The 14,008-nt window shown below is 72.1% G+C and carries 13 protein-coding genes and 1 riboswitch; of the genes, 5 read left to right on the top strand and 8 right to left on the bottom strand.

The window, feature by feature from the left end:
- Window positions 1–241 precede the first annotated feature (241 nt).
- Window positions 242–1,279, top strand: coding sequence for a 6-phosphofructokinase (locus HUT18_RS06060; protein ID WP_176098496.1), 1,038 nt, complete (start codon window positions 242–244; stop codon window positions 1,277–1,279).
- Here HUT18_RS06060 and HUT18_RS06055 read toward each other — a convergent pair.
- Both HUT18_RS06055 and HUT18_RS06050 read right to left on the bottom strand, forming a co-directional pair.
- Complete coding sequence (locus tag HUT18_RS06055; protein WP_176098494.1) at window positions 1,249–3,294, bottom strand: anthranilate synthase family protein; 2,046 nt, start codon at window positions 3,292–3,294, stop codon at window positions 1,249–1,251. The genes HUT18_RS06060 and HUT18_RS06055 overlap by 31 nt on opposite strands.
- A gap of 274 nt (window positions 3,295–3,568) precedes the next feature.
- The gene (locus tag HUT18_RS06050) at window positions 3,569–4,162 is read right to left on the bottom strand and encodes a TetR/AcrR family transcriptional regulator (RefSeq protein ID WP_176098493.1); all 594 of its coding nucleotides are present in this window, start codon (window positions 4,160–4,162) and stop codon (window positions 3,569–3,571) included.
- 45 nt (window positions 4,163–4,207) lie between these two features.
- Between HUT18_RS06050 and HUT18_RS06045 the strand changes: the two genes are divergently transcribed.
- The 3 genes from HUT18_RS06045 to HUT18_RS06035 all read left to right on the top strand — a co-directional run bounded on the left by HUT18_RS06045 (window position 4,208) and on the right by HUT18_RS06035 (window position 7,032).
- Complete coding sequence (locus HUT18_RS06045) at window positions 4,208–5,185, top strand: SRPBCC family protein (RefSeq protein WP_254878449.1); 978 nt, start codon at window positions 4,208–4,210, stop codon at window positions 5,183–5,185.
- Between the two features lie 43 nt (window positions 5,186–5,228).
- A complete protein-coding gene (locus HUT18_RS06040; RefSeq protein ID WP_176098491.1) occupies window positions 5,229–6,581 on the top strand; it encodes a class II 3-deoxy-7-phosphoheptulonate synthase in 1,353 nt (450 codons plus the stop codon).
- A gap of 190 nt (window positions 6,582–6,771) precedes the next feature.
- Entirely contained in the window at window positions 6,772–7,032 is a 261-nt protein-coding gene (locus HUT18_RS06035) for a bacterioferritin-associated ferredoxin (RefSeq protein ID WP_176098489.1), read from the top strand.
- Between the two features lie 79 nt (window positions 7,033–7,111).
- Here HUT18_RS06035 and bfr read toward each other — a convergent pair whose 3' ends face one another.
- On the bottom strand, window positions 7,112–7,591 hold the full coding sequence (gene bfr / locus HUT18_RS06030; protein WP_176098487.1) for a bacterioferritin: 480 nt from the start codon (window positions 7,589–7,591) through the stop codon (window positions 7,112–7,114).
- A gap of 158 nt (window positions 7,592–7,749) precedes the next feature.
- On the opposite strand from bfr, the gene HUT18_RS06025 reads away from it, so the two are divergent.
- The gene (locus HUT18_RS06025) at window positions 7,750–8,382 is read left to right on the top strand and encodes a sulfite oxidase-like oxidoreductase (protein WP_176098485.1); all 633 of its coding nucleotides are present in this window, start codon (window positions 7,750–7,752) and stop codon (window positions 8,380–8,382) included.
- A 77-nt stretch (window positions 8,383–8,459) separates the two neighbouring features.
- On the opposite strand, the gene HUT18_RS06020 is transcribed toward HUT18_RS06025, so the two are convergent.
- From HUT18_RS06020 to thiO, 5 genes are all read right to left on the bottom strand, one after another.
- Window positions 8,460–9,329 (bottom strand): deoxyribonuclease IV, encoded by an 870-nt coding sequence (locus HUT18_RS06020; protein ID WP_254878448.1) that lies wholly within the window; start codon window positions 9,327–9,329, stop codon window positions 8,460–8,462.
- Between the two features lie 97 nt (window positions 9,330–9,426).
- Window positions 9,427–11,376: a Stk1 family PASTA domain-containing Ser/Thr kinase gene (gene pknB, locus HUT18_RS06015; RefSeq protein WP_176098483.1), complete on the bottom strand. Its 1,950-nt coding sequence runs from the start codon at window positions 11,374–11,376 to the stop codon at window positions 9,427–9,429.
- 308 nt (window positions 11,377–11,684) lie between these two features.
- Entirely contained in the window at window positions 11,685–12,479 is a 795-nt protein-coding gene (locus HUT18_RS06010; RefSeq protein ID WP_176098481.1) for a thiazole synthase, read from the bottom strand.
- Window positions 12,480–12,481: 2 nt separating this feature from the next.
- Complete coding sequence (gene thiS / locus HUT18_RS06005; protein ID WP_176104313.1) at window positions 12,482–12,682, bottom strand: sulfur carrier protein ThiS; 201 nt, start codon at window positions 12,680–12,682, stop codon at window positions 12,482–12,484.
- Window positions 12,683–12,702: 20 nt separating this feature from the next.
- The gene (gene thiO, locus HUT18_RS06000; protein ID WP_176098480.1) at window positions 12,703–13,887 is read right to left on the bottom strand and encodes a glycine oxidase ThiO; all 1,185 of its coding nucleotides are present in this window, start codon (window positions 13,885–13,887) and stop codon (window positions 12,703–12,705) included.
- Window positions 13,884–13,997, bottom strand: a riboswitch (TPP riboswitch). Its footprint overlaps the gene before it by 4 nt.
- Window positions 13,998–14,008: the final 11 nt, after the last annotated feature.

Below are 14,008 nucleotides of genomic sequence, written 5' to 3'. Positions count from 1 at the left end.
GACGGCGGGCGGTGTCGCCGCGCCGAGCGGCACTGATCCGAACGGGTGAGGCGGCCGGGCCCGGGACCGCCCCGGCCGGGCACCGGCGCCGCGCCGGACGCGCCACGGGCGCCTCCTGCGGCCGGGGCGCGGCTAGCGTGAACCCGGATCCCGCCGGACCGGCTCATATCCCGCCGGATACTCCGGATGCGGCCGGATTGACCGAGACCGGAACAGCAGCACGCGAAGGGACGGGACGGCCATGCCCGCGACACGCATCGGAGTGCTCACCGGGGGCGGCGACTGCCCCGGCCTCAACGCCGTCATCCGGGCCGTCGTCCGCAAGGGCGTCCAGGACTACGGCATGGAGTTCACGGGGTTCCGCGACGGCTGGCGCGGCACCCTCGACGGCCGCACCGTCCGCCTGGACATCCCCGCGGTACGGGGCATCCTGCCGCGCGGCGGCACCATCCTCGGCTCCTCGCGCACCAATCCGTTCGCCGAGAAGGACGGCATCCGCCGGATCAGGGAGACCCTCGCCAAGGCCGAGGTGGGCCCGCTGATCGCGATCGGCGGCGAGGACACCCTCGGCGTCGCCGCCCGGCTGACCGACGAGCACGGCATCCGGTGCGTCGGCGTACCCAAGACCATCGACAACGACCTGTCGGCCACCGACTACACCTTCGGCTTCGACACGGCCGTACAGATCGCCACCGAGGCCATCGACCGGCTGCACACCACCGCCGAGTCCCACATGCGGGTCCTGGTGGTCGAGGTGATGGGCCGGCACACCGGCTGGATCGCGCTGCACGCGGGCCTCGCGGGCGGGGCCAACGTCATCCTGATCCCCGAGCAGCGCTTCGACATGGCGCAGGTCTGCGCCTGGGTCACCTCCCGTTTCGAGGCCTCGTACGCCCCGATCGTGGTCGTCTCCGAGGGCGCCGTACCCAAGGACGGCGAACTCGTCCTCAAGGACACCTCGCGCGACTCCTTCGGGCATGTACGCCTGTCCGGCGTGGGCGAGTGGCTGGCGCACGAGATCGAGCGGCGCACCGGGCACGAGGCACGCACCACGGTGCTCGGCCACGTACAGCGCGGCGGCACCCCGAGCGCGTACGACCGCTGGCTGGCCACGCGCTTCGGGCTGCACGCCGTGGACGCGGTGCGCGAGGGCGACTTCGGCAAGATGGTCGCCCTGCACGGCACCCGCATCGTCCGCGTCCCGATCGCCGAGGCGACCGCCACGCTGAAGACCGTCGACCCGGCGCTCTACGAGGAGGCGGGGGTCTTCTTCGGCTGAGCGCCCGGCTGTGCGCCCGGCGTTCGGGCAGCCCCGTCGGCCCCGGCGACAAGCGCGCCCATCAGCTCCCGCACGATCCCCTCGCCCCGCACCGACAGCACCGACTCCGGGTGGAACTGCACCCCGGCGAAGCCCGGGCCGCGCAGTGCGTGCACCTCGTCGGTCGCCGGATCGCGGGAGATCTCGACCCCCTCGGCGGCGAGCGCGGCGGCGCGGGCCTTGTCGCAGCGGGCGGTGAAGCTGTTGTAGAAGCCGACCGTCTCCGCGCGCCCGAAGAGGTCGATCCGGGTCTGCGCGCCCTGGAAGGGCACCGCCTTGCGCACCAGGTCCAGGCCGAGTTCGGCCGCGATCAGCTCGTGGCCGAGACAGACGCCGAGCACCCCGTACGGATGGCGGGCGAGGGCGTCGGCGGTCAGCGAGCGCAGCAGGCGCATCTTCGGATCCCTCGTGTCGGCCGGGTCGCCGGGGCCAGGGCCGAGGACGAGCGGACCCCGGTGGGCGAGCGCCGCCCCGGGCAGTCCGGGCTCGTCGTAGCGGCGGACGGTGACGGTCAGACCGCCCGCCCGCAGCAGATGGGCGAGCATCGCCGTGAAGGTGTCCTCGGCGTCCACCACCAGCGCGTGCCCGGCAAGTTCCGTACCGGCCCGCCCGGCAAGTTCCGTACCGGCCCGCTGCATTCGCAGCCAGAACGGGGCCAGTCGCTCGCGCCGGGCATCCAGCGCGGCCCGTACCCGGGGGTCGTCGGCCAGCACCGGCCGCGCCCCGGCCGGCTCCGCGCGGCGCGGCGCCGCACCGAGCGCCGCGAGCACCGCGGCCGCCTTCGCCCGGGTCTCGGCGACCTCGCCGTGCGGATCGGAACCGCGCACCAGTGTGGCGCCGACCGGCACCCGCAGTTGTCCGTCGGCCGCGATGTCGGCGGTACGGATGAGGATGGGGGAGTCGAGCGTCTGCGCACCGTTCTCGTCGGCCCCGAGCAGGGCGAGCGCCCCGGCGTAGTAGCCCCGGGCCCGGCCGTCCGCGTCCAGCGGCTCGTGGCGCTCGATGACCCGGCAGGCGTTCTGCACGGGCGAGCCGGTGACGGTCGCCGCGAACATCGTCTCGCGCAGCACCTCGCGCACATCGAGGGTGGACCGGCCCCTCAACTCGTACTCGGTGTGGGCGAGATGGGCCATCTCCTTCAGACGCGGGCCGACCACCACGCCGCCGCGGTCGCCGACCGTGCACATCATCTTGAGCTCCTCGTCGACGACCATCGACAGCTCCTCCTGCTCCTTGCCGTCCGCCAGGAACCGGAGCAGCCCCTCGGCGTCGGGCCCGGTGGCCGGGTACCGGTAGGTGCCGCTGATGGGGTTCATCGTGACGGTGCCGCCGGACATCCGTACGTGCACCTCGGGGCTCGCGCCGACCAACGTGCGGTCGCCGGTGTGGACCACATAGGTCCAGTACGCGCCCCGTTCCCCCGCAAGGAGCCGCCGGAACAGCGCGAGCGCGTCCGCCGCCCCGAAGCCCGGCAGGTGCCCCCGGAAGGTGCGACGGATGACGAAGTTGGCCCCCTCGCCGCTGCCGATCTCCTCGGCCAGGACCCGCTCGACGATCCGCGCGTACTCCTCGTCCCCGACGTCGAACCCGCCGCCCTCGACCCGCACTTCGTGCCGGGGCAGTGCCTCCAGCGCCTCCGCCAGCGGGATCTCCTCGCGGGTGTCCGCCCGCAGCACGGCCAGCGGTGTGCCGTCGTCGCGTACGTCGAAGCCGCGCTCGCGGATCTGGCGGAACGGGATCAGCGCCAGCCGGGGCCGTTCGTCGACGGGGATGTCGGCCAGGCGCGCGTACTCCTCGACGGGGCCGCGCAGCACCTCGACGGTGTCGGCGGGGTGTCCGGGGGTGCGGCGGTGCAGCAGGGCGAACGGGGTGCCGGGTCCGGTGCCGGGTGCGAGCTGATCGAGCAGATCGAGCGGATTGGATGGAATGGATGCATTGGATGCATTGGATGGATTGAGCGGATTGGGCTTATCCATGGTGGTTCCTTCCGGGTCTTCGGTGCCGCTGGTCTCGTGCGGCTGCCTGCGTGCGGCGCCGGGGGCGCGGCGTACGCGGGGAGGAACGGCCCGGGAAAACACGAAAGGCCGCCCTCGGGCGGCCTCGGTTCGCTGGGTACGCGCAGTCAGTGGGCCGCCGAAGGAGCGGGCCACCACCAGGTGCGGGTCGAGTGCGCGAACATGAGCGGCACCCTACCCGACGGCGGCGGCGCGACGGCCCGGCCGTCCGTGCGGGCTCCGTGCACCCACCGGATCAGTCCCTGCGCACCAGCGGGTCGATGACCGAGTCCAGGTAGGCGGCGAGATCGGGCCCGGAGGGCAGTGCCTCGGGGACGGCGTGGCCGAGCTGGGTGTGGCCGAGGTAGACGCTGTAGGCCTGCAAGCCGCGGCGGTGCGCTTCCACCGAGTCGAAGCCGAGCGCGGCGAACTGCTCGGAGACGTACGCGATCCGGCGCCGGGTGACCTCCTTGAGGACCGAGGCGACCCGGGGGTCGTCGGCCGTGGCGAGCAGCGAGACCTCCAGGGTGTCGGCGGTGGCCGATTCGACGGCGTCCACGAACAGGGCGCGCAGCCGCCGCTCCGGATCCGGTTCCGCCTCGAGCGCGGCGATCGTCGCCTCGGTCTCCGTCTGCGCCCAGCGCCGCAGCGCCGCCTCGATCAGCGCGTCCCGCCCCGTGAAGTGCCAGTAGAAGCTCCCCTTCGTGGTGCCGAGACGGGCGGCCAGCGGCTCCACGGCGACCGCGGCGAGCCCGCCCTCGCGCATGGCGGCCAGTGCCGCGTCGGCCCAGTTCTCGGCGGTCAGCCGGGGCTTTTTCGCTGTGCTCGAAGCTCGTTGCGCCATGTCCATACGCTACCGTACGGTTGAACATACGCCAGCGTATGGAGGTGCGCCATGGGGATGGGTGCGGGAATGCGGATCAAGGTCCGCGACGTGCACGAACGGGTCGTCGCGGCGTCGGCGGACCGGGTCGGAGCGCTGATCGACCGGCTGAGCACCTGGGAGGACCCGGTGTTCCCGGTGCCCGACTGGCCCCCGCTGCGGCTCGACCGCCCGCTGGGCGTGGGCGCGGTCGGCGGCCATGGTGGTCTGGAGTACGAGGTCGTGGCGTACGAGCCCGGCCGCCGGATCCGCTTCGACTTCCTGCCCGCGGGCACCGGCCACCACGAGCTGACCGTGGAGCCGCTGGGCCCGGATCGCTGCCGGCTGCGCCACGAGCTGTTCGCCCCGCAGGGCCCGGCCGACTGGCTGCTGTGGATCGCCGCGATCAAGCCCGTGCACGAGGCGATGGTCGAGGAGCTCTTCGACAACGCCGAGGAACTCGCCACCGGCACCCTGCGCCGCGGACACCGCCGCCCGGCACGCGCCGCGCTCTTCGGTCGCCTCGCCTGGCCGCGCGCCACCGCCGCCGAGATCCCCGAGGACGCCACCCTGATCCGCGGCGCCCTCGGTGGGCCGGAGTCCGCCGACTTCCACGACGCCTGGCAACTGGAACTGCTGCCGGGTCAGCCCGTCGACCCCGAGGCGTGGACGGGCGTACTGCGCGAGTCCTTCCCGGTACTCGAACGAAGCGGGAACGAACTCCTGCTGAACGTCGACACAGCAGGAGTCCACGCCCGCGCTTCCCTGCACATCGACACCGAAAAGCGCCGTGTGACTCTCAACACGGTGGCCCGGGTTCGCGGTGGCCGCCTCGGCAGACTCCGCTTCCGGGTGGTCGCTCTCGGGCATCCGGTGATGGCCCGCCTCATGCTCCGCAAGGAGCACCGCAGACTGGCCTTCGCCGCGCCCGGGCCGGTGTCCCGGGAGCGGTTCCGGATAGCCCTGCGGAAGGGCGTTCCGGAGGCGTCCAGTGCCCGTCTCACCCCTTGAGCGGGCCGCCGTCCGGCCCCCGGGACCCCGTACTGTTGGACAGGTGACCGTGAACGCTAAGCCCACCGCTGCCGGTGGCAACACCTGGCGAGACCTGCCCGCGGCGCAGCAGCCCGAGTACCCCGATGCCGAGGCTCTGCGCGATGTGATCGCGGACCTCGAGTCGTATCCGCCACTCGTCTTCGCGGGCGAGTGCGACCAGCTGCGCGCCCGCCTGGGAGCCGTCGCCAAGGGCGAGGCGTTCCTGCTTCAGGGCGGCGACTGTGCCGAGGCGTTCAACGCCGTCTCGGCCGACCACATCCGCAACAAGCTCAAGACCCTGCTCCAGATGGGCGCGGTCCTCACCTACGCGGCATCCGTGCCGGTCGTGAAGGTCGGCCGGATCGCCGGGCAGTACTCCAAGCCCCGCTCCAAGCCCACCGAGACCCGCGACGGCGTCACCCTGCCGACCTACCGGGGCGACTCGGTCAACGGCTTCGACTTCACCGAGGAGTCCCGGATCCCCGATCCGGAGCGCCTCAAGCGGATGTACCACGCCTCGGCCTCCACGCTGAACCTGGTGCGCGCCTTCACCACCGGCGGCTACGCCGACCTGCGCCAGGTGCACGCCTGGAACCAGGACTTCGTGAAGTCCTCCCCCTCCGGTCAGCGCTACGAGCAGGTGGCCCGGGAGATCGACCAGGCGCTGAGCTTCATGCGCGCCTGCGGCGCCGAGCCCGAGGAGTTCCGCACCGTCGAGTTCTTCGCCTCCCACGAGGCGCTGCTCCTCGACTACGAGTCCGCCCTCACCCGCACCGACTCGCGCACCGGGCACCTCTACGACGTCTCGGGCCACATGGTCTGGATCGGCGAGCGCACCCGCCAGCACGACCACGCCCACATCGAGTTCGCCTCGCAGATCCGCAACCCGATCGGCATCAAGCTCGGCCCGACCACCACGGCCGAGGACGCGCTGCAGTACATCGAGCGCCTCGACCCGGACCGCGAGCCGGGCCGGCTGACCTTCATCGTGCGGATGGGCGCGGACAAGGTCCGCGACCGCCTGCCCGAGCTGGTCGAGAAGGTCACCGCCTCCGGCGCGGTCGTCGCCTGGGTCACCGACCCGATGCACGGCAACACCTTCGAGGCGGCCTCCGGCCACAAGACCCGCCGCTTCGACGACGTGCTCGACGAGGTCAAGGGCTTCTTCGAGGTCCACAAGGAACTGGGCACCCACCCGGGCGGCATCCACGTCGAGCTCACCGGTGACGACGTCACCGAGTGCGTGGGCGGCGGCGACGAGATCTTCGTCGACGACCTGCACCAGCGCTACGAGACGGCCTGCGACCCGCGGCTCAACCGCAGCCAGTCCCTCGACCTGGCCTTCCTGGTCGCGGAGATGTACCGGGACCAGTGACATAACCGGCCGAGGGCCGGGGCGCACGCCGGAAACGGCCGTTGGGGCGTGGATCTGTGATCCACGCCCCAACGTCGTACGCGGGACTTTTCGCGAACCCGGGCTATGGGTAAGGTTAGGTTGGCCTCACCGAGAAGTCGGGGCAGCGTTCGCAGTATCCGAACAAGGGTTCCCGCGTGATTCCGGGGAGGTGGGCCGCGTGTTTGTGTGCAATTGCTTCGGTGTGACGGAAGCGCAGGTCAAGCAGCACGCACAGGACGGCGCCTGCACGCCTCGGCAGATCGCCTCCGCCTGCAAGGCGGGTACGGACTGCGGCTCCTGCGTACGGCGTATACAGGCACTGCTCGGCCGTGAGGCCTGCCCGCGTCGTGAGCTGATGGACCAGGGCGACTCGGCTGCGGCGCTCGCCGCCGAACCCGCTCTCGCCGAAGCGCTGGACGAGGCCGCCTGATGTCCGGCCGGGGGAGAACCCGGCCGTCCCTTCCGCCGCGTACGCGGACCTTCCCGGCGTAGAGCAGTGCCCGGCCGGCTCAGCTCTCGGGCTGCTCGATGATCTGGGCGATGTAGAGCGCCTCACCGAGCTTGTCGACCAGATCCAGCTGGGTGTCCAGGTAGTCGATGTGGTGCTCCTCGTCCGCGAGGATGTCCTCGAAGATGTTCGCCGAGGTGATGTCGCCCTTGGTGCGCATGACCTCGATACCGCGCTTCAGCCGGTCGATCGCCTCGGCCTCGATCTGGCGGTCCGCCTGGAACATCTCGGTGACCGTCTGCCCCACCCGGACATGGAACAGCCGCTGGTAGTTGGGCAGGCCCTCGAGGAAGAGAATGCGGTCGGTCAGCCGCTCCGCGTGCTTCATCTCGTCGATCGACTCGGACCGCGTGTACTTGGCGAGCTTGGTCCAGCCGAAGTTCTCCTGCATCTTCGCGTGCAGGAAGTACTGGTTGATGGCCGTCAGCTCGGCCGTCAGCTGCTCGTTGAGGAACTCGATGACCTCGGGATCGCCCTGCATCGGTGGGACTCCTTGTCCGGATCGCGTGGCTGGCGGATGGTGGCCGCATCCTCGCATCGGTGATCGGGAGCGTCCAGTAAGTGCAGGCTTAGTGGGAGTTGCCCGAATCGCCTGGGCCCAGGTCACGGCATACGCGTGGGGTCTGTCAGGATGGAGGCATGGGTCATCCGGTTGGTCGCGAATCTCGGCAGGCAGGGCAGCCGGAGCTTCCGCCGGGGCAGCGGCTCCAGCGCGGCTGGCCCGTCACGCACTACGGTCCGGTGCCCAAGTTCCGCCCGGAGCGCTGGGAGTTCGCCGTCTTCGGCGCCACCAAGAGCGGTGACAAGTCCCGCTGGACACACCCGGAGTTCACCGCGCTGCCCTATACGACCGTCGAGGCGGACCTGCACTGCGTCACGAAGTTCAGCATGCTCGGCGCCGAATGGGGCGGGGTGGCGGCCACCGCGGTCCTGGAACTCGCGCCGCCCGCCGCCGAGGTCAGCCATGTGATGGTCTGGGCCGAGTACGGCTACAGCGCCAATCTCTGCCTCGAGGACTTCGCCTCCGAGCGCACAATCTTCGCCACCCACAAGGACGGTGAGCTGCTCACCGCCGAGCACGGCTTCCCGGTCCGGCTGATCGTGCCGCACCTGTACGCGTGGAAGGGCCCCAAGTGGGTCCGCGGCATCGAGTACATGACCGCGGACCGGCGCGGCTTCTGGGAGGAGCGCGGGTACCACAACCTGGGCGACCCGTGGCGCGAGCAGCGGTACTCGTACCAGGAAGAGCCCGGCGACGGGCCGGAGTTGTAGATCCCGCGCGGCCGCGCATCGGTGTCTGTCCGGGACCCTCGCAGAGGTCAAACGCGGGCCCGTGCGCCGTGGCGCCGTTACCCGTCCCGGAGCTTCTTCAGGAGTTCGACATCCGCGGCGTGGCCGGATGTGCCGCCGGGGGTCTCGATGATCAGCGGCACGTTCTCGGTGGCCGGGTGGGCGAGCAGTGCCCGGAAGGCGTCCTCGCCGATGTGGCCGCGGCCGATGTTCTCGTGCCGGTCCTTGTGCGCGCCGACCACGTCCTTGGAGTCGTTGGCGTGGATCAGGCGCAGTCTGCCCTCGCCCGTCACGGCGGTGAGCTCTTCGAGGAACCGGTGGACCCCGTCCGGCCCCGCGAGGTCGTGCCCGGCGGCGAAGACATGGCAGGTGTCCAGGCACAGGCCCAGCATCGGGTGCGCGTCCAGGGCCGCGAAGTAGGGGCCGAAGTCCTCGGCGCGCGAGCAGAGCGAGGCGCCCTGGCCCGCGGTCGACTCGATCAGAAGGTACGGATCGTCCTCGTGCGTCAACTCGTCGAGCAGCGGCAGCAGATGGGCGCGCACCTGGCGCAGCGCCACCTCGCGGGCCCGGCCGCCGGTCGCCGAACCGGTGTGCACGACGACCCCGCGCGCGCCTATCGCCCGGCCCCGTCGCAGCGAGTGCCGCAGCGACTCGACCGACCGTTCCACGGTCGCCTCGGTGAAGGAACCGAAGTTGATCAGGTACGGGGCGTGTACGTACACCGGCAGGTCCCGCTCGGCGCAGGACTCGCGGAACAGGGCGTCCTGACGCGGGTCCCCGGTGGGCGTAGCCCAGCCGCGCGGATTGGCGACGAAGACCTGTACGGCCTCGGCGCCGATCTCCCGCGCGTACGCGAGGCCGACCTTGGCGAGGCCACCGGCCACCGGGACGTGCCCGCCGACCGGGCGGGTGCTGAGGGGTTCGGTCACGGCGCCCAGGGTGGCACGTCGCGCGGTCCGAAGGGGAATCGCGGGCGGCCGGGCCGGGCATCGGAACCGCGATGCCCGGCCCGGCCGCCCCGCTGCCCTACTCCACCTTGATCGTGATCTCGCTGCCCTTGGGTGCCTTCTCGCCCGCCTCCACGGACTGTCCGCTCACCTCGTCGTCGAAGATCCCGAAGATCCCGCGGTCGACGTGCACCTGGAAGCCGAGGTCGGACAGCTTCTGCTCGGCGGCGTCGACCTTCATGCCCTCGACGTCGGGCACCTCCACCATCACCGGCCCCTTGGACAGGATCAGCGTGATGGTGTCGCCCTCGCCCACTTCGGCGTCCGTGGCGGGGTTCTGGTCGGCGACCTGTCCCGCGTCGAAGGCGGAGTTGACGCGCGTACTGGAGATCTCGACCTTCAGGCCCAGGTCCTGCAGTTCGCTGGTGGCGTCCGTGGCGGACTCGCCGGTGACGTCGGGCACCTCGATCGCGGGGCCACGGCTCACCACGAGGGCCACCGCGGACCCGGCGCGGCGCTTGGTGCCCTCGCCGGGCTCCGCCGAGACGACGGAGCCCACGGCGAGCTCGTCGTCGAACTCCTTTGTCACCATGCCTGGTTTGAGGCCCGCCTGCTTCAGCCGCTCCTTGGCCTTGGCCAGCGGGACGCCTTCCAGCGCGGGCACCTTCACGTTCTCGGGGCCCAGCGAGACGGTCAGGTCCACCTCGTCGTTGTCGCGGATCTTGGCACCGGCCTCGGGCGAACTGGCCATCACGGTGCCGCGCTTGTCGGTGTCGCTGTACGTGCGCTTGATGTCACCGACTTCCAGACCGGCCGCCTCGATCCGGTCCCGGGCCTGGGCCTCGGTCTTCGTCAGCAACGGCGGGACCTTGGTGAACTGGCCCGAGTTGATGTACCAGACCCCGACGCCCAGGCCCAGGGCACAGACGACGGCGGCGACCAGGACAAGGATCAGACGGCGCCGCCGGGGGTCGGGCGGTTCCACCGAGGCGGCCGGGGCCGACTCGACCGGCGGCTGCGGCGGCAGGAGCAGCCTGCTCGTCCGGTTCAGCTCGTCCTCGGCCGCGGCGGTCTGCGCGGAAGGTCCGGGGCGCGGGGCGATACGCGGGATCACGCTGGTGCGGTCCTCGGCGTTGTCGTGTTCCGCGCCGTGCGCCTGCGGGGGTACGGCGTCGAGCTGCGCCGCGGTGAGCGCGGCGCGCGCCTCGCGCACCTGGGCGAGGAGTTCGCGCGCGTCCTGCGGGCGTGCCTCCGGATCGCGGGCGGCCGCCGTCGAGACCAGCGGGTCGAGCCCCGGTGCGAGGCCGGGCACGACGGCCGACGGCAGCGGCATGTCCTCGTTGAGGTGCCGGAACAGGACCTGCGCCGGGGTGTCGCCGTCGTGCGGCTTGGCGCCGGTGAGCATCTCGTACAGGAGCACACCGCAGGCGTAGACGTCCACGCGCGGCTCGGCCGTACCGCTGTCGATCTGCTCGGGCGCCAGGTACGAGACCGTGCCGAGGATCGTGTCGGTGGAGCTGGTGACCGTGTTCACGGCGCGGACCAGGCCGAAGTCGGCGACCTTGACCCGGCCGTCGTCCCCGATCAGGACGTTCTCCGGCTTCATGTCCCGGTGCACGAACCCGGCGCGGTGCGCGGCGCCGAGCGCGGCGAGCACCGGCTCCAGGATGTCGAGCGCGGCCCGCGGCGAGAGCGCCCCGCGATCCCGCAGGACGTCACGCAGGGTGCACCCGGCCACGTACTCCATGGCGAGGTACACATACGCGCCGTCCGCCCCCTGGTCGTACACCGCGACCACATTGGGGTGCGAGAGCCTGGCCACCGACTTGGCCTCGCGCATGAAGCGCTCCACGAAGACGGCGTCCCCGGCGAGCGAGGTGTGCATCACCTTGAGCGCGAGCACCCGGTCGAGGCGGGTGTCCACGGCCCGGTAGACCGTGGCCATCCCGCCCGTCGCGATACGCGCGTCCACGCGGTAGCGGCCGTCGAGCAGCTGCCCGACGAGGGGATCCTGAAGGGTCGTGTCCACGCAGGCGAGTGTACGAGCAGTCACCGACACCCCAGGCCACTGCGGGAAACCGGCAACAGTACTGCAGCCGAGCTGTGACAGCCCGGGTCCGCCGTACCCGCACGGCGGACCGTCACCGGTACGGGCGACGCGGACGCGTCCGTTCGTACGCGTGGCCCGGCGCCTCCCGGTCCCGCGCCTCCCGGCCGGGCCGCGCCCACGGGAGTACCCGCGCCCGCGCACACGCGGTCACGCACGCCCGCGCACGTGCCCGCATACCCGCGCCGGGCGCACCCGCCCGCGTGACCGGCGCCCGCCCGCCCGCGCGATCAGAACGCGGGCCGCTCCGGATCCAGCCGCGCCATGCCCTCACCGGGCGAGGACGCCTCCGCGAAGTGACGGCGCGGGATGCGTCCGGCCCGGTGGGCGAGCCGTCCCGCGTGCACCGCGGCGCGCATCGCCTCGGCCATGAGCACCGGCTCCTGGGCCCGGGTCACCGCCGAGGCGAGCATCACCCCGGCGCAGCCGAGCTCCATCGCGATGGCCGCGTCCGAGGCGGTTCCGGCGCCCGCGTCGAGGATCACCGGCACCTCGGACTGCTCGACGATCAGCTGGAAGTTGTGCGGATTGCGGATGCCGAGCCCGGAGCCGATGGGGGAGCCGAGCGGCATCACCGCCGCGCAGCCCACGTCCTGGAGCTTGCGCGCGAGCACCGGGTCGTCGTTGGTGTACGGCAGCACCGTGAACCCGTCGTCCACCAACACCTCCGCCGCGTCCAGCAGTTCGATCGGGTCGGGCAGCAGGGTCCGCTCGTCGGCGATGACCTCCAGCTTCACCAGTTCGGTGCCGAGTGCCTCCCGGGCCAGCCGGGCGGTCAGGACGGCCTCGCCCGCCGTGTAGCAGCCCGCGGTGTTGGGCAGTACGCGGATGCCGAGCCGGGACAGCACGGACAGTACGGAGCCGTGCACCTCGGTGTTGACCCGGCGCATCGCGACCGTGGTCAGCTCGGTGCCGGAGGCGATCAGGGAACGTTCGAGCACCTCGAGGGAGGGCGCGCCCCCGGTTCCCATGATCAGCCGGGAACCCAGGAGGAGGTCGCCGATCACCAGCGCGTCGTCGGCCATGGTCAGCCTCCCTGTACCGCGGTGAGGACCTCGACCCGGTCGCCCTGGCCGAGGACAGTCGCGCTCCACCGGGTGCGGGGCACCACGGTCTCGTTGAGCGCGGCCGCCACGCCGGAGGGCGCGGTGGTCAAGGTGGCGACGAGGGCCGCCAGTGTGGTGGCCGGGTCGAGTTCGTGGGGTGTGCCGTTGAGGGTGACCCGCATCGTGGCGGGTGCGGTGTCGCTCATGTGGGCTGCTCCGTGAGGTGGTGGGCGGCCGTACGAAAACGTCCGGGGCTGAACGCGCGTGCCTGCTCGGGCAGTTCGCCCGTGGTCAGGGCGTGCGCGAGGATCTCGCCGGTGGCCGGGGCGAGCAGGACGCCGTTGCGGTGGTGACCGGTGGCGAGCAGCAGGCCCGGCAGCTCGGTCGGGCCGAGCAGCGGCGCGTTGTCGGGGGAGCCGGGGCGCAGTCCGGCCCGGGTCTCGGTGAGCGGGAGTTCGGTCAGACCGGGCACCAACTCGTGGGCGTCCCGCAGGAGTTCGTACACGCCGCCCGCGGTGACCGTGGTGTCGAAACCGAGTTCCTCGCTGGTGGCGCCGACGACCAGCTCGCCGTTCTCGCGCGGCACCAGATAGACATGGCTGCCGCGGACCATGGCGCGCACCGTCCGATTGAGGAACGGCGCCCGGGCGCGCGGCACTTGGAGCCGCAGCACCTGGCCCTTGACCGGCCGTACCGGCGGCACGACGGAGGGCGGCACCCCGTCGAGCGAGGCACTGTGACTGCCCGCGGCGAGCACCACCCGGTCCGCGGCCAGCACGCCGCCGTCGTCGAGCACGACGCCGGTGGCACGGTCGCCCTCGACCCGCAGGCGCCGGACCCACCGCCGGTGGAAGACCACCCCGGCCGACTGGCAGGCCCGCAGCAGCGCGGCGAGCAGACGGCGCGGGTCCACCTGGTGGTCGCCGTCCACTCGCAGACCGCCGCGTACGCCCGGGGCCAGCATGGGCTCCAGACGGCGGCACTCACGTCCGGTGAGCCACTCCGATTCCAGGCCCGAATCGCGCTGGAGGGCGTGCAGTTCGCGCAGATGGGCCCGGTCGTCGGCGTCCAGCGCCACGGCCAGGGTGCCGCAGGTGCGATGGCCGAGGTCCATGCCGGTGGCCGAGGTGAGCTCCGCGACGAAGTCCGGATAGGCGCGTGCGGAGGCGAGGTTGAGGGCGAGCAGGTCCTGTTCGCCGTAGTGGAGTTCGGTGACCGCGGCCAGCATCCCGGCCGCCACCTTGGCCGCCCCGCCGCCCGGTTCGGGGTCGGCCACCGCGGTGCGCAGACCGCGCTGCGCGGCCCGCCAGGCGGTGACGAGCCCGATGATTCCGCCACCCACGACGACCACGTCGCAGGTGGCACCGTTCGGTGCGTGAGATCGCACGACTGATCGGCTCCTCCCTTCGCCGGTATGACCCGGATCAGGTTCGTACGGTCGGAGGCCGCCTCAGCCTCCCTCTCAGCCCGGTGCGCCGGGCTCCCGCGAGTGCTCTACGTTGGTCAGC

Source organism: Streptomyces sp. NA04227 (assembly GCF_013364195.1).
Lineage (GTDB): Bacteria > Actinomycetota > Actinomycetes > Streptomycetales > Streptomycetaceae > Streptomyces.
Note: the sequence above shows the minus strand (reverse complement) of the source record. Positions and strands in the feature narration are given on the sequence as shown.

Bases quoted from the DNA above. Each gene is read 5' to 3' on its own strand.
- HUT18_RS06060 (WP_176098496.1), top strand. From the start codon at position 242: ATGCCCGCGACACGCATCGGAGTGCTCACCGGGGGCGGCGACTGCCCC.
- HUT18_RS06055 (WP_176098494.1), bottom strand. From the start codon at position 3,294: ATGGATAAGCCCAATCCGCTCAATCCATCCAATGCATCCAATGCATCC.
- HUT18_RS06050 (WP_176098493.1), bottom strand. From the start codon at position 4,162: ATGGACATGGCGCAACGAGCTTCGAGCACAGCGAAAAAGCCCCGGCTG.
- HUT18_RS06045 (WP_254878449.1), top strand. From the start codon at position 4,208: ATGGGGATGGGTGCGGGAATGCGGATCAAGGTCCGCGACGTGCACGAA.
- bfr (WP_176098487.1), bottom strand. From the start codon at position 7,591: ATGCAGGGCGATCCCGAGGTCATCGAGTTCCTCAACGAGCAGCTGACG.
- HUT18_RS06025 (WP_176098485.1), top strand. From the start codon at position 7,750: ATGGGTCATCCGGTTGGTCGCGAATCTCGGCAGGCAGGGCAGCCGGAG.
- HUT18_RS06010 (WP_176098481.1), bottom strand. From the start codon at position 12,479: ATGGCCGACGACGCGCTGGTGATCGGCGACCTCCTCCTGGGTTCCCGG.
- thiS (WP_176104313.1), bottom strand. From the start codon at position 12,682: ATGCGGGTCACCCTCAACGGCACACCCCACGAACTCGACCCGGCCACC.